The organism is Pseudomonas sp. GW822-FHT04C11 (genome assembly GCF_058800905.1).
In genome coordinates this window covers 302,211-324,323 of the sequence record NZ_JBXAMS010000002.1, presented here as the reverse complement: position 1 = coordinate 324,323, position 22,113 = coordinate 302,211, and the positions used below count along the sequence as shown (strand labels likewise).

At 58.6% G+C, this 22,113-nt stretch carries 19 protein-coding genes; 8 read left to right on the top strand and 11 right to left on the bottom strand.

The window, feature by feature from the left end; all coding sequences use genetic code 11:
• Positions 1–36: 36 nt before the first annotated feature.
• A complete protein-coding gene (locus AC1RJ3_RS04280) occupies positions 37–936 on the bottom strand; it encodes a polysaccharide deacetylase family protein (RefSeq protein WP_493077608.1) in 900 nt (299 codons plus the stop codon).
• A gap of 149 nt (positions 937–1,085) precedes the next feature.
• A complete protein-coding gene (locus tag AC1RJ3_RS04275) occupies positions 1,086–2,348 on the bottom strand; it encodes an OprD family porin (protein ID WP_493077606.1) in 1,263 nt (420 codons plus the stop codon).
• Positions 2,349–2,967: 619 nt separating this feature from the next.
• Between AC1RJ3_RS04275 and AC1RJ3_RS04270 the strand changes: the two genes are divergently transcribed.
• From AC1RJ3_RS04270 to AC1RJ3_RS04250, 5 genes are all read left to right on the top strand, one after another.
• A complete protein-coding gene (locus tag AC1RJ3_RS04270; RefSeq protein WP_347929144.1) occupies positions 2,968–3,225 on the top strand; it encodes an Os1348 family RiPP precursor in 258 nt (85 codons plus the stop codon).
• A gap of 113 nt (positions 3,226–3,338) precedes the next feature.
• Positions 3,339–3,815, top strand: a complete 477-nt coding sequence (locus tag AC1RJ3_RS04265; RefSeq protein ID WP_054596043.1) for a GNAT family N-acetyltransferase — start codon at positions 3,339–3,341, stop codon at positions 3,813–3,815.
• Between the two features lie 14 nt (positions 3,816–3,829).
• Complete coding sequence (locus AC1RJ3_RS04260) at positions 3,830–4,990, top strand: aKG-HExxH-type peptide beta-hydroxylase (RefSeq protein ID WP_493077603.1); 1,161 nt, start codon at positions 3,830–3,832, stop codon at positions 4,988–4,990.
• Positions 4,991–5,006: 16 nt separating this feature from the next.
• Positions 5,007–6,980, top strand: a complete 1,974-nt coding sequence (locus AC1RJ3_RS04255) for a multinuclear nonheme iron-dependent oxidase (protein WP_493077601.1) — start codon at positions 5,007–5,009, stop codon at positions 6,978–6,980.
• 572 nt (positions 6,981–7,552) lie between these two features.
• Positions 7,553–7,924, top strand: coding sequence for a DUF6124 family protein (locus tag AC1RJ3_RS04250; RefSeq protein WP_347929147.1), 372 nt, complete (start codon positions 7,553–7,555; stop codon positions 7,922–7,924).
• 73 nt (positions 7,925–7,997) lie between these two features.
• On the opposite strand, the gene adeC is transcribed toward AC1RJ3_RS04250, so the two are convergent.
• Genes adeC through emhA form a run of 3 tightly spaced genes read right to left on the bottom strand, consistent with a single transcriptional unit; the run spans position 7,998 to position 13,783 of the window.
• On the bottom strand, positions 7,998–9,458 hold the full coding sequence (gene adeC, locus AC1RJ3_RS04245; protein WP_493077599.1) for an AdeC/AdeK/OprM family multidrug efflux complex outer membrane factor: 1,461 nt from the start codon (positions 9,456–9,458) through the stop codon (positions 7,998–8,000).
• Positions 9,455–12,622: an efflux RND transporter permease subunit EmhB gene (gene emhB / locus AC1RJ3_RS04240; protein ID WP_054596050.1), complete on the bottom strand. Its 3,168-nt coding sequence runs from the start codon at positions 12,620–12,622 to the stop codon at positions 9,455–9,457. The genes adeC and emhB overlap by 4 nt, the downstream gene beginning before the upstream one ends.
• Positions 12,623–12,625: 3 nt before the next feature.
• Positions 12,626–13,783, bottom strand: a complete 1,158-nt coding sequence (emhA, locus tag AC1RJ3_RS04235; protein ID WP_054596051.1) for an efflux RND transporter periplasmic adaptor subunit EmhA — start codon at positions 13,781–13,783, stop codon at positions 12,626–12,628.
• Between the two features lie 267 nt (positions 13,784–14,050).
• Here emhA and emhR point away from each other — a divergent pair, with 267 nt between their 5' ends.
• The gene (emhR, locus tag AC1RJ3_RS04230) at positions 14,051–14,683 is read left to right on the top strand and encodes an efflux system transcriptional repressor EmhR (RefSeq protein ID WP_054596052.1); all 633 of its coding nucleotides are present in this window, start codon (positions 14,051–14,053) and stop codon (positions 14,681–14,683) included.
• 190 nt (positions 14,684–14,873) lie between these two features.
• On the opposite strand, the gene AC1RJ3_RS04225 is transcribed toward emhR, so the two are convergent.
• The 4 genes from AC1RJ3_RS04225 to AC1RJ3_RS04210 all read right to left on the bottom strand — a co-directional run bounded on the left by AC1RJ3_RS04225 (position 14,874) and on the right by AC1RJ3_RS04210 (position 18,449).
• Positions 14,874–15,521, bottom strand: a complete 648-nt coding sequence (locus tag AC1RJ3_RS04225) for a hypothetical protein (protein WP_054596053.1) — start codon at positions 15,519–15,521, stop codon at positions 14,874–14,876.
• A 358-nt stretch (positions 15,522–15,879) separates the two neighbouring features.
• Positions 15,880–16,929, bottom strand: coding sequence for an alkene reductase (locus AC1RJ3_RS04220; RefSeq protein ID WP_347929150.1), 1,050 nt, complete (start codon positions 16,927–16,929; stop codon positions 15,880–15,882).
• Positions 16,930–16,951: 22 nt separating this feature from the next.
• Entirely contained in the window at positions 16,952–18,118 is a 1,167-nt protein-coding gene (locus AC1RJ3_RS04215; RefSeq protein WP_054596056.1) for an MFS transporter, read from the bottom strand.
• A gap of 25 nt (positions 18,119–18,143) precedes the next feature.
• Positions 18,144–18,449, bottom strand: coding sequence for an ArsR/SmtB family transcription factor (locus AC1RJ3_RS04210; protein ID WP_054596057.1), 306 nt, complete (start codon positions 18,447–18,449; stop codon positions 18,144–18,146).
• A gap of 154 nt (positions 18,450–18,603) precedes the next feature.
• Here AC1RJ3_RS04210 and AC1RJ3_RS04205 point away from each other — a divergent pair, with 154 nt between their 5' ends.
• Entirely contained in the window at positions 18,604–19,197 is a 594-nt protein-coding gene (locus AC1RJ3_RS04205) for an acyl carrier protein phosphodiesterase (protein WP_054596058.1), read from the top strand.
• Positions 19,198–19,302: 105 nt separating this feature from the next.
• Here the strand turns inward: AC1RJ3_RS04205 and AC1RJ3_RS04200 are convergent, their stop codons facing one another.
• Both AC1RJ3_RS04200 and olsB read right to left on the bottom strand, forming a co-directional pair.
• Positions 19,303–20,097, bottom strand: a complete 795-nt coding sequence (locus AC1RJ3_RS04200; RefSeq protein ID WP_054596059.1) for a lysophospholipid acyltransferase family protein — start codon at positions 20,095–20,097, stop codon at positions 19,303–19,305.
• Positions 20,097–20,852: an L-ornithine N(alpha)-acyltransferase gene (olsB, locus tag AC1RJ3_RS04195; RefSeq protein WP_054596060.1), complete on the bottom strand. Its 756-nt coding sequence runs from the start codon at positions 20,850–20,852 to the stop codon at positions 20,097–20,099. The genes AC1RJ3_RS04200 and olsB overlap by 1 nt, the downstream gene beginning before the upstream one ends.
• A 141-nt stretch (positions 20,853–20,993) precedes the next feature.
• Here olsB and AC1RJ3_RS04190 point away from each other — a divergent pair, with 141 nt between their 5' ends.
• On the top strand, positions 20,994–21,875 hold the full coding sequence (locus tag AC1RJ3_RS04190; RefSeq protein ID WP_493077594.1) for an acyl-CoA dehydrogenase middle domain-containing protein: 882 nt from the start codon (positions 20,994–20,996) through the stop codon (positions 21,873–21,875).
• The last annotated feature ends 238 nt before the right edge of the window (positions 21,876–22,113 follow it).

Genomic DNA, 22,113 nt, shown 5'->3' with positions numbered 1-22,113 from the left:
ACTGTCAGGGCCACAACACTTCAGCGAAGGTGTGCCTCAATGAGAGTTGCTGTCCCAGAACCAGCTCCACACGCCAGGTAAATGCACCGGTTGGTTGGCATCGCGCACCGTGCGGGCCATGGCGGCGCGTTGCACGGCTGCCTGGTCGTCGTAAAACGGTTTGGCGGCGGTTGTCACACCGGTCTCGCGGGCGCTGTCGAGCAGAATCTGTAGATACTCCCCCATATGCCAGGACGTGTAGCGATTGAGGTCGTGAAACGTCACCACCACTGGAATAACACCGTCGACCGTCGGCAGTTCGCCGGCCGCAATCCGTTCGCGCACCTCGGACATTTGCCTGAGCATGTTGGAGCGTCGGCGCGGGCTGCCATTGAAGCCCCATATCTTGCCGTCATTGGCGCTCAGGTCGGTCAGCAGTACATGCAAGCCATGTTGTTGATACGCGGCGAAGGTGCGTTTGTCGTAATTCCAGAACGGCGGCCGTAACAGTACCGGCGCGCTGCCGGTGATCGCCGTAATGTCCGCAGAGCCTTGGGTGAGCGACTGCTCGAGTTCTTCCGGGGAGAGCGAGCGGTGATTGGTATGCCACTGCGTGGCGGTGTGGAAGCCCAGGGTCTGGCCCTCGGCATGTTCACGCTGCATGATTTTTTTGCCCAGTTCACTGCCACCGGCCCGGGGGGCTTGTGTCTGCACGAAGAACACGGCCTTGATACCCGGCTCAATCGGGTTGTTGGCAAGCACGTCGAGAACGGCACTGGTCGGATTGAAAAAGCTGGACGCGCTTGGACCGTCGTCAAAGGTCAGCAAAAAGCGGATCGGCGGGGTCGAGCGCAGAATCTGCTCGGTCTTCGGGGTCAGTTCGATCGGCGGGCCGATACAGCCGCTGAGGCCGACCGTTACGGCAAGGACGGATAAGACAGCAGCGATCAGTTTCATGTGTTTGCTTTGGCCTACGACAGATCAGGACGAATGCAGACTGTCGGTGCGCGGTTATTCACCACGCCGCCAACCGTCGCTCCCATGGAAGTCTCCATAGGAGCATAACGGTGCTGAACGGTTCATGTCCTCGCGGTATTTTTATCGCTTTAGAGCAGGCTGATCGGATAGCTGACGATCAGGCGGTTTTCGTCGAACTCGTTGTTGCTGTAGTCCCGACGCATGGTCGAGTTGCGCCACCTGACGTTGAGGTTTTTCAGGCTGCCACTTTGCACGGTGTAGCCGATTTCGCTCTCGCGGCCCCATTCCTTGCCGTCGGTGACGGTCCCGGTGTGCACATTAGAACCGCTGATGTAGCGGTTCATCAGGGTCAGACCGGGAATGCCGAGGGCAGCGAAGTTGTAGTCGTGGCGCAGTTGCCAGGATTTCTCCCGGGCGTTGTCGTAGCTCGAGTTGTAACTGTCGTTGGCCAGCGTCCCGCCGCTGGTGCCATTGACCCGCATCCAGGCATTGTCGCCGGTGAGTTTCTGCAAGCCGACATAGAAGGTGTTGCCGCCATATTTGGCCGAGAACAGCCCGGACCAGGTTTTGTTATCGAGGTCGCCGGCCCGTGCGCTGCCATCTTCCTTGCCATAGAAGAAGCCAAGGTTGGCGCCCAGCGTCCAGTCGCCCAGTGGCTGGGTGTGGACCAGGTTGATAAATTGCTGGCTGTAGATGTCCTTGAGCTGGGCATTCCACACCCCGATTTGCGTGCGCTTGTCGTTGAAGCTGTATTCGGCGCCTTCAAAGTTGAAACGGTCGGAGGTGAAGGCGGGTTTGCCGGTCATCGACATGTCACTCATGCTGCTGTCGTCACGCGGGCTGTTAGCGCGCATCTGACCGCCGTAGAGCGTCAGGCCGTCGATTTCCTTCGAGGTGATCTGGCCACCGCGAAACGTTTGCGGCAACGAACGCCCATCGTCCGAACGCAGGATCGGCAACACCGGCATCCACTCACCGACTTTCAACTCGGTCTTGGAAAGCTTCGCCTTGAACGCCACGCCCAGACGTCCGAAGTTATCGGCGGGGCGACCATCGTGGTCCAGCGGCAGCAGCTGCGTCCCGCCGGTGCCGCGTCCGCCATCGAGCTTCACCGAGTACAGGCCCAATACGTCCATGCCGAAACCGACGGTGCCCTGGGTGAACCCGGATTTGGCATCGAGGATGAAGCTTTGCGTCCATTCTGCCGCTGTTCCTTGCGCCTTGGTCGGGTTGGTGAAATTGCGGTTGAAGTAGAAGTTGCGCAGGTTCAGGTTGGCCTGGGCGCCGTCTAGAAAGCCTGACTCTTCGGCTAGCGCCGGGAGGGCTGCGCTGACCAGTGCGGTGGTCAATAGAGTCGGAAAAAGCTGTTTTGCACAGGAGGAAGGCTTCATGAAGTCGGGTCTCTCTAATTGTTAGGGATGAAGCAGGACGCAGCCGCAACCAAGGGGTTGCAGACAAAAATTCGAATTCGGGTCAACGAACGGGAGAGATCAGCCGGAGCGGGTAGGGTGTGCAGTCATGGTGCCGGACCTGTTGTTATTGGTTCTTGTAGGTGGGGGAATGGTGCGGGGGATCAAGGGCGGGATTCAATCGGGCGTACCGGGTTTTGGGCGATAATCGAACACAAATCGACGCCTGTCGGATCACCAGCGGTATGAAGCATTGTTAATTAAATCCCATAGTTATTCGGGGCAATAATGGGTGTCTGCCTGTGTGTTCTATTAATGACGCATTGCTGTCCAGTGGCTATTAAATAGAAGGGCCTATTACTTTGGTTGTAAGCGCTTTCCTACAGTTCTTGTTGTCATTAAACGACTATCGATAATCGCCAGTTAACCTTAAGAAACGGTGTTATCGATTATCGTGAAACGGTTTAAAGGGAGCCGTGGGGATGGCTGGAAAAGAGCAGTGGTCTTGCTATATTCAAAGTCCCCAGGACGGGCGAGGGAAAGTTACATGCTTCGTCAGGGGTGCATTTTTCGTCGTGCCGAAATAACAAGGAGAAGTACCATGAGCAATAAAGTCAATCAGCAAACCTTGGCCACGGTTGTTGGACGTGCGGTGCTGGATCCGGGGTTTGCCGATGCACTTCACAATGATCCTGCCTCGGCAGCTAAAAATATTGGTGTGCATCTAAGTGCTGATGAAATTGCGGCGGTTAAAGGCATTGATGCTGCAAAACTGTCGGCTGCCTCTGCCGGTATTCGAAATAATCTGGGGACGCGTGCCATATTTGATACCCAGCAACAGCAAGCGCGCATGGATTAACGGCCGGTGATGCCATTTGGCGTACCCCGAAAGGTGGGTCTTTCACGCAGGTACGCCGAATGGCTTTATGAAGTGTCATGAGGCACAGCGGTCGAGCGCGGAGTGAATGACTCATGCCTGTCACCTTGGCTCCAATGGATAACGCGGACTTTGCAACGTTCGCCGAAAGAGCCGTTGCTGAATATGGTGACGGTATGGTCGTCTCGGGTGAGTGGGCCCATGAGGAGGCCTCGCAAAGGGCACGCAGTGTCTTCGAGCAGTTGTTGCCGCAAGGGCGACTGACTGAAAAAAACCAACTCTGGGTGATCAAGGATCAGGAGCGTCGTATTGGCGAGTTGTGGGTCGCCGAGCGACACACCGGTGCCGGCAAGAGTGCCTTCATCCTGGATATCTACATTGACCCTGGAGAGCGCCGCCAGGGTTATGCGAAACAATCACTGTTGGCCCTCGAGTCATGGGCACGCCAGGCGGGATGCGAAGAAGTGCGACTGCACGTCTTTGGTCGCAACGATGCGGCGCGTCGTCTTTATGAACAATCAGGGTATGGCATCGCCAGTCTGACGATGGCGAAGCCGTTGCCGCCTACCTAAGGGAAGGTTGAAAAATGGAAATCGGGAACAGTGGTCTGCGTGAGCTATCCGATGACGAGTTGTTTCAGGGCACGACATTCCTGCCGGACACGGATCCTTCACGATTTGACGTATTGCTGGAACGTGTCAGTCGAAATCGCTACACAAGTTTTGTGGCGCTGTACACCGAACTTTTTCAACTGTTTCCCAATGCTCCGCAGTTGGCGGAGTTTTTCGAGCAGGCATTCAATCTTATTGTGCCGCCGACCCGCGAGCAGCGCGTGATTATTAATGATCCGCTGTTTCAAGTGTGGAGTGTATTGACGGCTCATTATGCCAACCTGGTTATCACGAAAAAGGCGGCGAATACCGATGAGTTAGAGCGCATGTTGATCGAGTTCCCACTGATGCTGGCGCGGGTGAAAAAGAACGACAGTGTTCACATGAATGATTATTGCCCGCCGGTGTATCGTTTTAATGTTGATCCGTTGGTGATGAGAGTGGCACCGCCCAGTTATGAGTTCCCAGAAGATGAAGCAACCCGTAAACAATTGGAACGTCATGGTCATTCCGTGAGTTTCTTTTGCGATGTGGTGAATATCGCGCTGTTGCGGATAGAACACTCGTGGCCCGCCTGTCGCGAGCAGTTTAGAAAACTGGTCAAGTCCATATGTTATTTGCCCGATGGTTCATTTCGAAGCTGCTCGGCTTCGCGCTTCACCGGGATCATCCTCATCTCGAACCGGGATGATTCGATTCTCGACCTGGAAGAGTCGCTGGTGCATGAGGCCACTCATCAGTTGCTCTACAACATTGTCGAAGTGTGCCCGGTCGTCAGGGATGAGACCTCGCGGGAGGCATTGTTCACCTTGCCGTGGTCGGGGCAGAAGCGTGATCTCTATGGTTATTTTCATGCGTTTTTCGTGTACGTCGCGTTGGTCAAATACCTGGAGCGGGTTCGTTCGCGCTCGTCTCATGAACTGCAGCGGGCACAAAAACGCCTGGTGTTCATCCTGCAAGGCTTGATCAAGGCGTTACCGGATTTCGAAGCGTGCACGGATTTCACCCCTCAGGGCCGCCAACTGCTGGAAAACCTGATCAAAGAAGTCAGGGCGCTGGAAACTCAACACGCCGCGTTGTTGGCGATATCGGGCGCTGCGGCGGGGGCTAAACGCATGCTGGGCCTGACCGGTTGACGCCAGGGAGGCGGACATGGCGATGTTTGATGCTTCGCAATTTCCGGAGGCCGGCGTCGGGCTGGAATACCATTTGCCACGGCACACGCCTCAGGATGAGTTATCGGAGGAGGGGCTCGACCCGACCGTCGAACGGATTCTCGCCGAGGGCTTGCCGCATTTCGATTACGTCGAGTTTCAGCCGACACACTGCATTCTGGAACCGCGTCTGCTTGAGCTCGGTGCGCAAGTACCGAGCCTGCTGCATTCTTCCAGTTTGTCCCTGGGCAGTGTGGGCATCGCGATGGACCGCGAGTTTCTGAAAATGACTCGGCGGCTGTGCGAGAAAACCCGCTCGCCCTGGTTGGCCGAGCATATTTCCTGGTCGCGGTTTCACGGAGGCGACACTCAGCATTTCATTTTGCCGACCCTGGCCCAAGAGGTAGCTGACACGGTGGTGGCCAACGCCATTGAATTGCGTGACCTCACGGCAACGCTGCTGGTACTGGAAAACGCGCCGCGGTTGTTTTCGTTGCAGGATACACAAGAACAATCTGAAGGCGGGTTCATCTCTCGGGTGGTGGAACGCAGTGGCTCGGGATTTCTGCTGGACCTCGACAGCGCGATCGCGACCGCCAGAACCCTGGGTTATGACCTGAACAGCTACTTGCGTTCGTTACCGCTGGACCGGCTGATTGAAATACATACCGGCCATCCGCGGCGAGATTGGGACATCTTGCGTCACTTGTTTGATTCATCGCCGGTGAAAGCGATCACCCTTGAGTGGGATATTTCCCGCAAAACCGATGATGCAGAATTGTTGACCTTGATCACGGCCATCAAGTCCCTTCGCCCCAAAGCCTTGTTCTGGCAGGGGTGTGCCCGGCAGGCGCCGCAAACGCAACTCGAGCAGGGTGCACAAACCCTGCTCAAACTCAGGGAAAGCACCTGGCTCAGCGTCGGCTCGGCGTCGTTTTTTATCCGCGATCGGCAGTGCGACCTGAGTCTGGAATTCGGTGTGATGTTTCTGCCGTTGCTGCGCCACTTCCTGACTCCCCAGACATTGGGCAGTGCCTTGTTGCTGCCGGGTGTTTTGCAGAGTCCCGAGCAGGACGACAACCTGGCGTTTCTGCGGCAACTGATCAGCCAGGGTGTCCTGCAACCGGTCGAGACGCCATCTGACACTGGCGCTTGCGTTGAGCGTAGCCAGCCGGCCAGCCTTTGGACCCACTGGGACGCGGCGCTGGAGTTTTACCTGAGCACTCGGACTGGGTCGCACACGCCCTACATCAGCGTCAGCGATCTGGAAGCGCAGCTTGAGCAAAAGGCCTTGGCGCGACGTCAGCCGTCGGCGTTCAAGGATTATTTCTCCCATCCTTTCGTTGCCCTGGAAAACCCGCTGCTGGCGCCTTCCGGCGCGATCGCCCAATCGACATTGCTCGATTCGCTGTGCGAGCGCCGCACGTCGCGCACCTTCAGCGACCGGCCGTTGAGCGCGCAGCAATTGTCCCTGTTGCTCTACTACACGTGGGGCGCGACGGTCATGGAACAGAACCGCATGGGGGATTATTTCCTGAAGAAAACCTCACCGGCCGGCGGTTCGCTGCAGGGCACCGAGGTGTATGCGGTGCTGATGAATGTGCAAGGCTTCGAACGCGGTCTTTACCACTATTCGGTTCGCCGTCACGGGCTCGAGCTGCTGTCACGGGAAGACCCGCGAGTCTGGATCAGCGACGCCTGTGGCGAGCAGCCGTGGATCAAGGATGCAGCGGCAGTGTTTGTGTCCACGGCACGGGTCGAGCGAATGGCCTGGAAGTACGAGTTCAGCCGAGCACTGCGGGTGGCATTGATGGATGCCGGGCATCTGAGTCAGACCTTTTCACTGGTGGCCACGGCCCTTGGGCTGGGCTGTTTCACCACGGCGGCATTACGCGATGAAGTGTTCGAAAACCGGCTGGGGCTCCACTATCTGGAAGAACCGGTGTTTCTGGTCAATGGCGTTGGAGGTTGAGGTGTTCTGTCATTTCTAAAACCGGTGATCAAGGCTAATGCCGCTCAATTAAGCCGTAACGCGATTCGTAGCAGCTGCCGAGCCCGCGAGGCTGCGTTCGGCCGCAGAGCGGTCGTAAAATCAGGCAACACGTTCTGTCAGGTAAACCGCGTACGCAGGATTTGCGAGGACTGTGTCCGAACGCGGCCCGCCTCTAACGCAGCCTCGCGGGCTCGGCAGCTGCTACGACGGGTGTTTAAGCTTGGTCACGCAGTGTCCATCAGAGGCTACAGCGCCTTGCGTCACGGCCTACACCTGCGCCAGAATCCGCCGGCTTGTGCGCTTTGGTCCACGCCTCTATCGTTTCCGTGTCGCTGATTATCAGCGATCGGGTTTGGTAGCCCGGACACACGGCGCACAGCGTCACCTTATGCAGGTGCTTTTTGTCGGCATTCGCTTTTATGGTGGCCATGCGCAGGGCGCCCTCGGGCGCGCCGGTTTCCAAGTGTCCGGTCTACCAACCCGCGTATGGCCACCACCCTTCGTTTGGTAGCGAGGGTGATGGCTCCTCTACTTACATTTGGAGTTTCATCATGTTCAAAGCCACACCGAATCCCCCCGAAACCGATCCGGTTTCCCCCTACGCCTCCCTCGACTCAAAAGAACTCCACGCCGCCGCACACCGCGCGCTCGACCATTACCTGGTGCTGCCCGAAACCAAGCAGTTGTTAGCCGACCGACGCCCCGGCTGCATTTTCGTCATCGCCCCCGACGTCGACTCTGAAACCCTATTGGCCCACGCCTGCGAAACCCTCGCCTCGGTCAATGTCATGGCCAGCGATCTGGCGTTCGACCTCGAAGGCCCCAAACGCAATACCGCACTGGCGATCCAGCAGATGATCTCGCTGGCCGAGTTGGCGGTGAATCGGGCGCTGGATTACCTTGATCCACCTGAACCGACATAGGCGCAGGCTCCTACGCGGGACACAGCCCACAAAAAAGCCCACCAAATGGTGGGCTTCGTTTTTACGAGTGTTATCAGAACATCTTCAGCTTCGGTGCTTCTTCTTTCACCGGCTCGTTCTTCGCGGTTTGTGCGTTCCAGCCACCACCGAGAGCCTTGTACAGATTCACTTCGCTGATCAGTTGCGACAGACGGTCGGTGATCAACGATTGCTGCGCAGTGAACAACTGACGCTGGGCGTCTAGGAAGGTCAGGTTGCTGTCGACACCGATGCGGTAGCGACGTTCGGCCAGGCGGTAGTAGTTCTGGTTGGCGGCCACCAGATCACGCTGGGCCTGCAACTGTTCGTTGAAGGTCAGGCGTGCGGCGAGGCCGTCGGAGACTTCCTGGAAGGCGGTCTGGATCGACTTCTCGTACTGCGCGATCGTGATGTCTTTCTGGATTTTCGAGTAATCCAGGCTGGCGCTCAGGCTACCGGCATTGAAGATCGGCAGGTTGATTTGTGGCTGGAACAGCCAGGTCCCCGAACCACCCTTGAACAGACCGGACAGATCCGGGCTCAGGGTGCCGGCATTGGCGGTCAGGCTGATGCTCGGGAAGAACGCTGCGCGCGCCGCGCCGATGTTGGCGTTGGCAGCCTTGAGCTTGTGTTCGGCTTCAAGGATGTCCGGGCGACGTTGCAGCAGGTCGGACGGCAGACCGGCCGGTACTTCGCTGAGCAGGTCATCGGACAGCGGCTGGCCCGCGGCCAGATTGGCCGGTACACCGGTGCCCAACAGCAGCGCCAGGCTGTTTTCGTCCTGGGCCACCAGGCGAGTGAATTTCGCCTGCTGGACCCGGGCGGTCTCCACGGCCGTACGCGACTGGCTCAGGTCCAGCGCCGACGCCACGCCGACTTCGTTACTACGGGAGGTGAGCCGGTAGCTTTCTTCGAAGGTGGCGAGGGTGTCCTGAGACAGTTTCAGCTGTTCCTTGTCGGCCTGCCAGGTCAGGTAAGCGTTGGCCACGCTGGCCACCAGGCTGATCTGGGTGCTGCGGCGTGCCTCTTCAGTGGCGAAGTAGTTTTGCAGCGCTTGTTCGTTCAGGCTGCGAACCCGACCGAACAGGTCGAGTTCATAGGCGCTGACGCCCACGGTGGCCGAGTAGCTGGCACTGATGCTCTCTTTACCAGTCTGCGAGGCACGCGCCGGAATCCGCTGACGGCTGCCGGTGCCGGTCGCCGAGACGGCCGGGAACAGGTCGGCGCGCGAAATGCGGTATTGGGCCGCAAAGGCGTCGATGTTCAGCGCCGCGACACGCAGGTCGCGGTTGTTTTCCAGAGCGGTCTGGATCAGCTGCTGCAGCGCCGGGTCACGGAAAAACTGCTTCCAGCCTTGTTCGGCGGCAGCCTGGTTCGCGGCCTGGGCCGGCGAGTACGCCGGACCTTGTGGGTATTGCGATGCAATCGGTGCGGCAGGCTGCTGATAATCCGGTATCAGCGAGCAGCCACCGAGCACGAACGCGGCGATGGCTAGGGAGAGTAGCGACTTGCTCATTGGCCAGCCTCTTTAGAAGTTTCTATAGCGACGTCATCCTGATCCGCAGTTTTGCGTTGACCCATCGACGACACAGTGACAAAGAACAGTGGGACCCAGAAGATCGCCAGTACGGTGGCCGTCAGCATACCGCCGATAACCCCGGTACCGATCGCATGCTGGCTACCCGAGCCTGCGCCGGTGGAAATGGCCAGCGGTACCACACCGAGGACGAACGCCAGCGAGGTCATGATGATCGGTCGCAAACGCATCCGGCACGCTTCGATGGCTGCGTCACTCAGGCTGCGCCCTTGTTCATGCAGTTCCTTGGCAAATTCGACAATCAGAATGGCGTTTTTCGCCGCCAGACCGATGGTTGTCAACAGGCCCACCTGGAAATACACGTCGTTGGACAGACCGCGCAGGCTGGTGGCGAGCAGGGCACCGATGATCCCCAGCGGTACAACCAGCATCACCGCAATCGGAATCGACCAGCTTTCGTACAGAGCCGCCAGACAGAGGAAGACCATCAGCAACGACAAGGCGTACAGCGCCGGAGCTTGCGAGCCGGACAGACGTTCCTCATACGACAGGCCGGTCCAGGAAATACCCACGCCTGCCGGCAGTTTCTGGGCCAGGGCTTCGACTTCGGCCATGGCTTCACCGGTGCTGTAGCCAGGTGCCGGGGAACCGAGGATTTCCACCGCTTCTACGCCGTTGTAACGCGCCAGCTTCGGCGAGCCGTAGATCCACTCGCCCTTGGCGAACGCGGAGAACGGAACCATGGCGCCCTGGCTGTTGCGTACATACCATTTCTTCAGGTCTTCAGGGCTCATGCGAGCACCCGGCTGGCCTTGTACGTAAACCTTTTTCACTCGACCACGGTCGATGAAGTCGTTGACGTAGCTACTGCCCAGCGCGATCGACAGCGTGTTGTTGATGTCGGTCATCGTGATGCCCAAGGCACTGGCCTTTTCATCGTCGATTTCCAGCTGGTATTGCGGTTCGTCGTTCAGACCGTTCGGACGGACCTGCGACAGCACCTTGCTCTGCGCCGCCATACCGAGGAACTGGTTACGGGCAGCCATCAACTTGTCGTGACCGATGCCGGCGCGATCCTGCAGGAACACGTCGAAACCGGTGGCGTTACCCAACTCCAGTACCGCCGGTGGCGCGAAGGCGAACACCATGGCGTCGCGGAAGGTGAAGAAGTGCTGTTGGGCACGGGCCGCAACCTTGAACACGCTGTTGTCGGCGTTCCGCTCGGCCCATGGCCTGAGCATGATGAACGCCATGCCCGAACTTTGGCCACGGCCGGCGAAGTTGAAGCCGGTCACGGTAAACACCGAGTTCACCGCATCGCCTTCACCACCGTCCTTGCCAGGACGCAGCAGGAATTCACGCATCTCGTCCACGACCACTTGGGTGCGCTGGGAGGTAGAGCCGGCCGGGGTCTGGACCTGGGCAAAGAGTACACCCTGGTCTTCTTCCGGCAGGAACGCCGTTGGAATGCGGGTGAACAGCCAGATCATGCCGACCACGATGATGATGTAGGCCAGCAAGTACGGCGCTTTGTGCTTGAGCATGTTGCCGACACCGCGCTCGTAGCTTCTTACGCTACGGTCGAAGTTGCGGTTGAACCAGCCGAAGAAGCCGCGTTTCGGAGTGCCGTGCTCGCCTTTCGGAATCGCCTTGAGCATGGTGGCGCAGAGCGCCGGGGTGAAGATCAGGGCAACCAATACCGAAAGGGCCATGGCCGAAACGATGGTGATCGAGAACTGTTTGTAGATCACCCCGGTCGAACCGCTGAAGAACGCCATCGGCAGCAGTACCGCCGACAGAACCAGTGCGATACCGACCAGTGCGCCCTGGATCTGGCCCATGGATTTCTTGGTGGCTTCCTTGGGTGAGAGTCCTTCTTCGCTCATCACCCGTTCGACGTTTTCCACCACGACGATGGCATCGTCCACCAGCAAGCCGATGGCGAGCACCATACCGAACATGGTCAGGGTGTTGATGCTGAAGCCGAACGCCGCGAGGATCCCGAAGGTACCCAGCAACACCACCGGTACGGTCATGGTGGTGATGACCGTGGCGCGGAAGTTTTGCAGGAACAGGAACATCACCAGGAACACCAGCACGATCGCTTCGACCAGGGTTTCAACCACACCCTTGATCGACTCGGTCACCACCGGAGTGGTGTCGTATGGGAACACCACTTCCATCCCTTCCGGGAAGAATGGCTTGAGGTTGTCGATGGTCTTGCGCAGGGCCTTGGCGGTGTCGAGGGCGTTGGCGCCGTTGGCCAGCTTCACTGCCAGACCGGAAGCCGGGCTGCCGTTGAACTGGGCGCTGATGCTGTAGTTTTCGCCACCGAGGCCGACATCGGCAACGTCAGACAGGCGAACCTGCGAGCCGTCCTTGTTGACCCGCAGCAGGATTTCCTTGAACTGCTCGGCCGTCTGCAAGCGGGTCTTGCCGATGATCGTGGCGTTCAGTTGCTGGCCAGGCAGGGCGGGCAAGCCACCGAGTTGACCGGAGGAAACCTGGACGTTCTGCGCGGCGATGGCGGTTTTGACATCGACCGGGGTCAGGTTGAAGTTGTTCAACTTGGCCGGGTCGAGCCAGATACGCATGGCGTACTGGGCACCAAACACCTGGAAGTCACCGACACCGGCTGTCCGCGAGATCGGGTCCTGCATGTTGGAAACGATGTAGTTGGACAGGTCGTCCTTGGTCATGCTGCCGTCGCGCGAGACCACGCCGATGACCATCAGGAAGTTTTTCACTGCCTTGGTCACGCGGATACCCTGTTGCTGCACTTCTTGTGGCAGCAGCGGGGTGGCCAGGTTCAGTTTGTTCTGGACCTGGACCTGCGCGGTATCGGAGTTGGTGCCCTGCTCGAAGGTCGCGGTAATGGTCATGCTGCCGTCGGAGTTACTTTCCGAGGACACATAACGCAGGTTATCGATACCGTTGAGCTGCTGCTCGATCACCTGCACCACGGTGTCCTGCACGGTTTGTGCAGAAGCACCTGGGTAGGTGACGGAAATGGCGATCGCCGGCGGGGCGATGCTCGGGTATTGGTTGATCGGCAACTTGAGGATCGATAGAGCCCCGACCAACATGATCACCAGGGCAATTACCCAGGCGAAAATCGGACGGTCGATAAAAAATTTCGACATGGTTTACTCCCCTTTACCGCCAGTGGCAGTGTTAGCTGCCTGTGCGGGGGCTGGGTTCTTTGCGCCAACGTTAGTCGCTTCAGTGGGCTTGACTACGACGCCAGGTTTGACGAATTGCAGTCCTTCAGTGATCAGGCGGTCGCCGGCCTTGAGGCCATCTTCAATCAGCCATTGGCTGCCGACCGTACGGCTGGCCTTGAGCTGACGCAGCTCGACCTTGTTGTCCGGACCGACCACCAGAGCAGTTGGCGTTCCCTTGAGGTCACGGGTCACGCCCTGTTGCGGTGCGAGAATCGCGGCAGCGTTCACCCCGGCTTGCAGCTGAGCGTGAACGAACATGCCCGGCAGCAAGGTGTGATCAGGGTTCGGGAACACTGCGCGCAAGGTCACGGAACCGGTGGTCTGGTCAACCGACACTTCGGAGAACTCGAGCTTGCCCTGTTGTTTGTACTGGCTGCCGTCTTCGAGGGTCAGCTTGACCATGGCGGCATTCTCGCCGGCCTTTTGCAGACGACCGCTTTCCAGTTCGCGGCGCAGCTCCAGCAGTTCGACCGAAGACTGGGTAACGTCGACGTAGATCGGGTCCAGTTGCTGGATCACGGCCATGGCGTCGGCCTGGCCATTGTTGACCAGTGCGCCTTCGGTGACCGAAGAGCGGCCGATGCGACCGGAAATCGGTGCGTAAACCTTGGTGTAGCGCACATTGATCTCTGCGCTTTTCAGGGCGGCTTCCGATTGCAGGCGGTTGGCCACGGCAGTGTCGTATTCCTGACGGCTTACGGCTTGCTCGTTGACCAGTTGCTTGTAGCGATCGGAAATCGACTTGGTCGATTGCAGGTTGGCTTGTGCGCTGTTCAGGGTGGCCTGATAGACCGAAGGATCGATCTGGTAAAGCTGCTGGCCTTCCTTCACGTCACCGCCTTCCTTGAACAGGCGCTTGAGAATGATGCCATTGACCTGTGGGCGAACTTCCGCGATGCGGTAGGCCGTTGTGCGGCCCGGCAGTTCGGATGTCAGGGTAAAGGCTTGAGGTTGAAGGGTTACGACGCCGACCTGAGGGGTTGGAGGGGCTGGGGGCGCCTCTTCCTTTTTACATCCGCTGAGCAGCGATGCCAGGGCGACGGCAGTAACCAGAGCGGTAACAGCTGGCTTGAATTGCATGAAGATCCTCGGGTCAGGCGCGCAACATGCGCACAAGAAAAGTGTAAAGGTAAAAAAACTGTGCTGGGTGGATAAGTAGCTTGCTAAGGAATATACTTACGTTCATGGTTGTTTGTAAATAGCCTGGCTCAGTACCCATCCGGTTACAAAAGTCGATGCAAGGTGAAAATTGTAGGCTGGGGATGAGATCTCAGAGAGCTCGCACCCACATTTATTCAGACGGTGTACAGACATCGCTGAAGCATTCCTGATTGAGGTTTTACTGCCATGGTCCGTCGCACCAAAGAGGAAGCTCAAGAAACTCGCAGCCAGATACTCGAAGCGGCAGAAAAAGCCTTTTACGAAAGGGGCGTGGCGCGCACGACACTGGCGGACATTGCGACCCTGGCCGGTGTTACGCGTGGGGCCATCTACTGGCATTTCAGCAACAAGGCTGATCTGGTTCAGGCGATGCTCGACAGCTTGCATGAACCGCTGGATGAAATGGCCAGGGCGAGCGAAAGCGCAGAGGAAGAGGATCCGCTGGGATGCATGCGCAAACTGCTGATTCATTTGTTTCATCAAGTTGCCCTGGACCCGAAGACCCGACGCATCAATGAGATTCTGTTCCACAAGTGCGAATTCACTGATGAAATGTGTGATCTGCGCCAGCAGCGTCGCACCGTCAGTCTGGAGTGCAATGTGCGTATCGAACTGGCATTGCGTAATGCGGTGAAACGAGGCCAGTTGCCGGAGAATCTCGACACGGCCCGCGCAGCGATCAGCATTCATGCCTATGTTGACGGCATCCTGTATGGGTGGCTGCTCGCTCCCGACAGCTTTCAGCTGCACGCTGAAGCCGCGCGCTGGGTCGACGCGGGTCTGGACATGCTGCGCTTGAGCCCCAGCCTGCGCAAATGAAACAAGATGCGTAATTGGATCCGATTCTGTCAATAGACGCGGGCGAAGATCAACTCTTCGCCCGCGTTGTCGTAATGGGTGCTTTTATATACGGACGCGCTTCGGGATGACAGGTAGCAAGCTACGTATTTTGTAGGAGTTTTGTGTCGTAGATGTGAAAAGGTGAGAACAATCCGGAAGGGGCGTTGCTTCAGCCCAGCCTGATTTCCACCTCGAAATTGAAAGGCTCACTCTCTCCCATGCTCGTGATTTGGGTTGAGCAATTGATTTTGGATGAGCCAATGGAGGTGACGGTGTTTTTTACCCTTGCCCTGTGTGTGGGCGACAGAACGCCGAAGGACGTATTCATTATCATGCCGAGATCAAAACGAACCCCGACGTTCTGATCGATAAAATCCACGAACTGATTGAACATGATTTTGTTTTTTTGCCAAGGATAGGCGTAGGTATAGGCGAAATCGGATTTGAATGCTGTATTGCCGTACGCGGGGAGCAGGAATGACTCACGCTCTGATGTGTGCAGTGGCAAGCTGGTCTGTGCAATTTTAAACGTGTGAGGGGAGTTATTGATGAGTTTGACTATCACGCGAGTGATGTTCGAGCGCTTGTTTTGATTTCGCCACTGTTCGATTTGTTTGTTCTGGGCGTGCTCCGAATTAATTTGATCTAACAGGCTGATCAATTCAACCTTGGCGACCCCAATCAACTCATCCAGTGCTTGCTGGTTTTCCTCGCTGAATAGAAGCGGCGTCAGGTTGTAAAGCATTCCAATTGAGGTGTAGTTGAAAAACGAGAGCAGCTCTTCGTAGTTGTTGCTGGTGTCTTTGATGTCGTTCATGTCGATTCCTTTCGATTAAGTAAGTGGTTTCAGGGGCTTTGCGGGCCACGGCTCAGCCCTCCAGGACGATCAGCTGTGTGTTAAGTGGCATGACGTTGGAAGGGAAGGCTGACGGGGTGTCATCCAGCATGACGTCGTTGCGTCAGACTATCGAGTCAGTGAGGTTGCTGAGTGTCAGTGTGATAATAAGTTTGTGTGCGGGGGCGTCCATGTTAGATAACGTGTTAGTCGTGTTGGTGGTTGAAGTTAACCCCGCTGTCAGTGTCGGTGCAATGTTGATGTTGTTTCATTAGTTGAGCGTTTTCCAATAAAGAAGCCCCGGGTATTTCTACCCGGGGCTTCTTTATTTAAACGGAGTTTACAGCGTCGGATAGTCGATGTAGCCGACCGGACCCTTGCCGTAGAACAGTTCTGGGCGCGGCTCGTTCAATGGCGCATCGGCTTTCAGGCGTGCCGGCAGGTCCGGGTTGGCGATGAACGGTACGCCGAAGGCGACCGCATCGGCCTTGCCGCTGGAGAGCCAGGCATTGGCGCTGTCCTTGGTGAAACGTTCATTGGCAATGTATGCGCCGCCGAAGGCTTCTTTCAGTTGTGGGCCGAGGCTGTCGCCAGCTTCTTTCTCGCGGGAGCAAATGAACGCGATGCCGCGTTTACCCAGTTCGCGAGCGACGTAGGTGAAGGTTTCGGACAGGTTGTCGTCGCCCATGTCGTGGGAGTCGGCGCGCGGTGCCAGGTGCACACCGACGCGACCTGCGCCCCAGACTTCGATGGCGGCGTCGGTCACTTCGAGCAACAGGCGAGCACGGTTTTCCAGCGAGCCGCCGTAATTGTCGGTGCGCTGGTTGGTGCTGCTTTGCAGGAATTGGTCGAGCAGGTAACCGTTGGCGCCGTGGATTTCCACGCCGTCAAAACCGGCAGCCTTGGCGTTTTCCGCACCGACGCGGTAAGCGTCGACGATGTCGGCGATTTCAGCGGTTTCCAGTGCGCGTGGCGTTGGGTAGTCGGCCAGTGGGCGAACCAGGCTGACATGACCTTTTGGCTGGATGGCGCTCGGTGCAACCGGAGCTTCGCCGTTCAGGTAGGACGGGTGGGAAACCCGGCCCACATGCCACAGTTGCAGGAAGATCTTGCCGCCGGCGCCGTGTACCGCTTTGGTCACGTTGCTCCAGCCGCGCACCTGGTCGTTGGACCAGATGCCCGGGGTGTCCGGGTAGCCGACGCCCATCGGCGTGACCGAGGTGGCCTCGCTGAGGATCAGGCCGGCGGACGCGCGCTGCACATAGTATTCAGCCATCAGTGCGTTCGGCACGCGGCCTTCGTCGGCGCGGCAGCGAGTCAGTGGCGCCATGATGATGCGGTTTGCCAGTTGCAGGTCGCCAAGCTTGATCGGATCGAAAATAGTCGTCATTTAATACAACCCTCGTGAGGTATCAGTTGGTAGCAGGAGCCAGTTCGGGATTACCGCTCTGACGGAAAGTAATCAGGGTCACCAGCAGCGCCAGGATCGCCAGCGCAGCGGCCGCGAGGGGCACGCTGGTCAGGCCGAAACCATGGGCGATGACGCTGCCGCCAACCCAGGCTCCGAGTGCGTTGCCGACATTGAAAGCGCCGATGTTCAGGGTCGACACCAGGTTCGGTGCCGCCTTGCCAAAGGTCACTACGTTCACTTGCAGGGCGGGGACGGCGGCGAAGCACGCGGTAGCCCAGAGGAACAGGGTGATTTCGGTCGGGATCACTGCGACGCTGGTCCAGGTCAGCACGGTGGAGACCACCGCCATGCTGATGAACACGCCAATCAGTGTCGCCGCCATGCCTTTGTCAGCCAGCTTGCCGCCGATGATGTTGCCGACTGTCAGGCCCAGGCCGATGAGCATCAGGGTCCAGGTCACGCCGCGTGGCGAGACACCGGTAACTTCGCCCAACAGCGGTGCGACATAGGTAAACAAGGTGAAGACCGATGCGGCGAACAGTGCGGTCATGCTCAACGACAGCCAGATACCGGCCCCTTTGAGGGCGCTCAGTTCGGCGCGCATGTCGAGTTTTTCTTCGTCACGTTTGGCCGGCAGGAAACGGATCAGGCCGATCAGCGCAATCACGCCGATCACGGTCACTGCCCAGAAGGTCGAGCGCCAGCCAGCTTCCTGACCCAGCGCAGTGCCCAGCGGTACGCCCAACACGTTGGCCAGGGTCAGGCCGGTGAACATCAATGCAACGGCCGACGCACGCTTGTTGGCAGGCACCAGACCCGCCGCCACCACCGAGCCGATACCGAAGAACGCGCCATGGCACAGGGCGGTGACGACACGGGCGAACATCAGCACCTGATAATCACTGGCGAGGGCGCAGAGCAGGTTGCCGACAATGAAAATGCCCATCAACGCGACCAGCGCAGCCTTGCGTGGCAGTCTGGCGGTGGCCAGTGCCATGAACGGCGCACCGATGGCCACGCCCAGGGCGTAGCCGGTCACCAGCCACCCGGCGCCAGGGATCGACACACCAAGGTCGGCCGCCACATCGGGCAGCAAGCCCATGATGACGAACTCGGTGGTGCCGATGGCAAAGGCGCTGAGGGCCAGAATGAGAAGCGAGAGGGGCATTGTTGATTCCTTATCGGCGAAAGGGTCAGAGCTCTTTGCTGAAGGTGCGGAGGAATTCCTGAATGGTTTCCTCGTTGCGTTTGAAAAAATGCCACTGGCCAACTTTACGGCTGCTGATCAGGCCGGCGCGTTGCAGGGTCGCCAGATGGGCGGAAACGGTGGACTGCGACAAACCGCAACGTTGATCGATCTGCCCGGCGCAGACGCCGTGCTCGTTGCTGTGGGATTGGTCGGGGAATTCGACGGTCGGGTCTTTGAGCCAGTGCAGGATTTCTCGCCGTACCGGGTGCGCCAGGGCTTTTATTATTTCGTCGAGGTCAATGGTGGACATGGCAGTGCTCGGGTTGGGTAAAACGTTATATCGCGATGAGGCGAACTTTAAATCTGTATTTCGCGATATACCAATATGATTTTGATCTGATGACAGCCTAAATCGGTATATCGGGTTATAACGATATTGAGGGCGCAGTGCTAAGCTACGCGGCATGAACTATCTCGCACATCTTCATCTCGGTGGCCAGCGCCCCGGTCAAATGCTCGGCAGTTTGTATGGCGATTTCGTCAAGGGTCGGCTGCAAGGGCAGTTCAATCCGGAGATCGAAGCGGCCATTCAGCTGCATCGCAGCATCGACGTGTTTACCGACCGCCATCCGTTGGTCGACCTGGCGTTGTCGCGCTTTACGCTGACGCGACGGCGGTATGCCGGGATCGTGCTCGATGTGTTTTTCGACCATTGCCTGGCGCGGGACTGGAGGCTTTACGCGGACCAGCCGCTGGAGCAGTTCACTTCGGATGTGTACCGGGTGTTGGCTGCCGAACCGCAGCTGCCAGGGCGACTCGCGCAGATTGCCCCGCACATGGAGGCGAATGACTGGCTTGGTTCTTATCGGGAGTTTGCGGTGCTGGACCAGGTGCTGCGGGGGATTTCACGGCGCCTGTCACGGCCTGAAGAACTGGCTGCAGCGATGGAGGAATTGCAGCGGCTGTATGAGCCGTTGAGCGAGGACTTTCGGTTGTTCTATCCGCAGCTTCAGTTTTTTGCACAAGACCATCTGGAGCGCCTGAATCCGTATCCGTAGGAGCAAAGCTTGCTCGCGATCGATGCGCCGCGGTTTTTCTGAACCACCGCGTCATCGTTCATCGCGAGCAAGCTTTGCTCCTACGGGATTGGGTCGGGATCGGGATCATGCGGCAATCAGTTCGCCAGCGCGCCGTGGTTCCGCAGGTTTTGCCACATCACCAAACAACGCCTTCTGAACCGCTTGTTGCGCCGCAAACGCCAGCGCCGCGCGTTCCTGGCCGTGGCAGGCAATCGGTTTGAGCAGATGGATCTCGACGTCGCCCTGATCGTTGGCGAACAAGCGCATCAAGTGCGAGAGCAAGTCGTCATCACCAATGAACGGGGCGAGCGGGTCGATCTGGCCGTCGCGCAGATAACGAACGGCCACCGGTTGCAGCGCCACGTCCGCGTCGATGGCTGCCGACAGCAAGCGACCATGAAAGGTGCGCAACGAACGGCCATCGGTGGTGGTGCCTTCCGGGAACATCAGCAACGGATGGGCTTGCTCCAGGTGGCGGCTCATCTGCTTGCGGATCAGTTGGCTGTCACCCGAACCTCGACGAATGAACAGGCTGCCAGCCTTGGCCGCGAGCCAGCCGGCGACCGGCCAGGTACGCACTTCGGCCTTGGACAGGAAGGACAAGGGCGTGAGCATGCCCAGTAGCGGAATGTCGGTCCAGGACACATGGTTACTGACCCAGAGCATCGGCTTTTGCGGCAGTTCACCGTGAACCGTCACGCGAAAGGGCAGGGCGTTACTCAGACGGGTCATGAAAAAACGCGACCAGCGTTGGCGCCGCACCATCGAGTTGGCCACCCCCATGCGTTCGAACAGCCCGAACACGCTGGCCATGCTCAAGCCCAGCGCGACCACCAGCAGCACTCGCGCGATCCGCGCGTACACCCGCAGCCGGCTCATCAGACTGCCGCCTTGAAGTGTTTGGCGTAACGCGGGCACAGTTCGTCACGCTTGAGCAGGATGAACACGTCGGCGACCTGGAAGTCTTCGTCCCAGCACGGCTCACCGCAGATCTTCGCGCCCAGGCGCATGTAGGCCTTGAGCAGTGGCGGCATTTCGGCGATCACGTTGGACGGAATGTCGAGGGCCGGCAGCGGTTTCTTCGGTTCGGCGCGCAGGTGCTCGGTGCACAGATAGCGTTCACGCAAACGCTGCATGATCGCCTGGGCCTGAATGCCGCCGTCCTGCATCGGAATGCTCGCGCAGCCCATCAGGTAGCTGTAGCCGCCCTGATTCAGCACTTCGGCCAACTCGCCCCAGAGCACGGCGATGGTGCCACCGTTACGGTAGGCCGGGTCGACGCAGGTGCGACCGATTTCCAGGATCGGACCTTGCAGATGGACCAGGCCGTGCAGGCTGAATTCTTCTTCGCTGTAAAAACGCCCCAGGCTGCTGGCGGCCTGATGGTCGAGCAAACGCGTGGTTGCTACCAGGCGTCCGCTATTCAAATCACGCACGCCGATGTGGGCGCAGTGAACATCATAGTCATCCATGTCCAGACCCAACTCTGCGCCTTTGAGCTTGGCGTTGAACTCGCCACTGAAAACGTTGAAGCGCAGGGCCTGGGCTTCCTGCAACGCCTCGGCGCCGATCAGGCGTTCGGCTTGCAGGCGGCGTTCATTGCCGGTGTCGCTGATGCGGGCGATCTGAGTCATTGCGAATCTCCGTACGGGCTGCTCACCCGTCTTGGGTTGCAGTCGATCGACTTTGTTGTGCAAAGTCAGGCTATGTAGCCCCGGTGTCATCGCCATGAAGCTTTGGTGATGCTTGTGTGACAGCCCCCAGAGGACCCGTTTATGCCTTGGCAAGCCTTGTTGAACTGTAACCAGCGCCAGCCCGAAAACCCCGACCTTGCGGAGGGGTATGCGACGTTGCTGCAGGTATTGGGTGCGGTGACACCGTTCGAATTGGCGGTGCACGGCGGGCGGATGATGGCAACGCCGGGGTTGGCTTTTCTGGTGGGATACCAGGCGGCGTTGCGTATGTTGTGGCCCAGCGCACCGCCGAGCCTGGGGGCATTGTGTGCGACTGAGCAGCGCAGCCTGCGCCCGGCAGACCTGCAAACCCGGCTCAAGGATTTGCGTTTGAGCGGGCGCAAGGATTTCGTGACTGCGGGTGATGCGGCAGACTGGCTGTTGATCGCCGCACGCAGCGAAGAGCAGGGCGAGTCACCGCAATTGAGTCTGGCGGTGGTGTATCCCGGTGAACCCGGCGTACGGGTTGAAAAGCTGCCGGCCATTGCCTTGATGCCGGACATCAGCCATGGCCGGCTGTTTCTCGACAACGCGCTGTGTGAACTGCTCGCTGGAGATGGCTGGGACGCGTACGTCAAACCGTTCCGCACCCTGGAAGACATCTATGTACTCAGCGCAATGAGTGCCTGGCTGTACGGTGTGGGTCAGGACAGCGCCTGGCCGCAAGACCTTCAACTGAAGCTGCTGGCACTGTTGGCCGGGTGTGCGGAAGTCAGCCGCCAACCACCGAACAGTAGCGCCGGGCATGTGTTGCTGGGCGGGTTGTTTGCGCAGTTCGATGGGCTCAAGTCTGCACTCAATGAAGCCTTTGCCGCCGGACCGCCACAATGGGCGGCGTTGTGGACGCGCGATCAGGCGGTGCTCGATCTGGCGGCGGGAGCCCGGGCCAAGCGGTTGGCCAAGGCGTTGGCGGGATCTGACTAGCGCCCCAGCGTGCGTGCTTTTGTAGCAGCTGGCGCAGCCTGCGTTCGGCCGCGCAGCGGTCGTAATCCGGTGAATGGGTTTTACCTGAAGAACCGCAATCGCAGGTTTTACGACCGCTGCGCGCTCGAATGCAGGCTGCGCCAGCTGCTACGGAAGCTGAGTAGTTGCTGGTTGGGTACTTACATTCGAAACCGTCATCTGCCTCGACTACGCTCAGAGGGTTAATCCCTCTGAGTGC

Coding starts and splice junctions, on each gene's coding strand:
- AC1RJ3_RS04280 (WP_493077608.1), bottom strand. CDS start 936: ATGAAACTGATCGCTGCTGTCTTATCCGTCCTTGCCGTAACGGTCGGC.
- AC1RJ3_RS04275 (WP_493077606.1), bottom strand. CDS start 2,348: ATGAAGCCTTCCTCCTGTGCAAAACAGCTTTTTCCGACTCTATTGACC.
- AC1RJ3_RS04270 (WP_347929144.1), top strand. CDS start 2,968: ATGAGCAATAAAGTCAATCAGCAAACCTTGGCCACGGTTGTTGGACGT.
- AC1RJ3_RS04265 (WP_054596043.1), top strand. CDS start 3,339: ATGCCTGTCACCTTGGCTCCAATGGATAACGCGGACTTTGCAACGTTC.
- AC1RJ3_RS04260 (WP_493077603.1), top strand. CDS start 3,830: ATGGAAATCGGGAACAGTGGTCTGCGTGAGCTATCCGATGACGAGTTG.
- AC1RJ3_RS04255 (WP_493077601.1), top strand. CDS start 5,007: ATGGCGATGTTTGATGCTTCGCAATTTCCGGAGGCCGGCGTCGGGCTG.
- AC1RJ3_RS04250 (WP_347929147.1), top strand. CDS start 7,553: ATGTTCAAAGCCACACCGAATCCCCCCGAAACCGATCCGGTTTCCCCC.
- adeC (WP_493077599.1), bottom strand. CDS start 9,458: ATGAGCAAGTCGCTACTCTCCCTAGCCATCGCCGCGTTCGTGCTCGGT.
- emhB (WP_054596050.1), bottom strand. CDS start 12,622: ATGTCGAAATTTTTTATCGACCGTCCGATTTTCGCCTGGGTAATTGCC.
- emhA (WP_054596051.1), bottom strand. CDS start 13,783: ATGCAATTCAAGCCAGCTGTTACCGCTCTGGTTACTGCCGTCGCCCTG.
- emhR (WP_054596052.1), top strand. CDS start 14,051: ATGGTCCGTCGCACCAAAGAGGAAGCTCAAGAAACTCGCAGCCAGATA.
- AC1RJ3_RS04225 (WP_054596053.1), bottom strand. CDS start 15,521: ATGAACGACATCAAAGACACCAGCAACAACTACGAAGAGCTGCTCTCG.
- AC1RJ3_RS04220 (WP_347929150.1), bottom strand. CDS start 16,929: ATGACGACTATTTTCGATCCGATCAAGCTTGGCGACCTGCAACTGGCA.
- AC1RJ3_RS04215 (WP_054596056.1), bottom strand. CDS start 18,118: ATGCCCCTCTCGCTTCTCATTCTGGCCCTCAGCGCCTTTGCCATCGGC.
- AC1RJ3_RS04210 (WP_054596057.1), bottom strand. CDS start 18,449: ATGTCCACCATTGACCTCGACGAAATAATAAAAGCCCTGGCGCACCCG.
- AC1RJ3_RS04205 (WP_054596058.1), top strand. CDS start 18,604: ATGAACTATCTCGCACATCTTCATCTCGGTGGCCAGCGCCCCGGTCAA.
- AC1RJ3_RS04200 (WP_054596059.1), bottom strand. CDS start 20,097: ATGAGCCGGCTGCGGGTGTACGCGCGGATCGCGCGAGTGCTGCTGGTG.
- olsB (WP_054596060.1), bottom strand. CDS start 20,852: ATGACTCAGATCGCCCGCATCAGCGACACCGGCAATGAACGCCGCCTG.
- AC1RJ3_RS04190 (WP_493077594.1), top strand. CDS start 20,994: ATGCCTTGGCAAGCCTTGTTGAACTGTAACCAGCGCCAGCCCGAAAAC.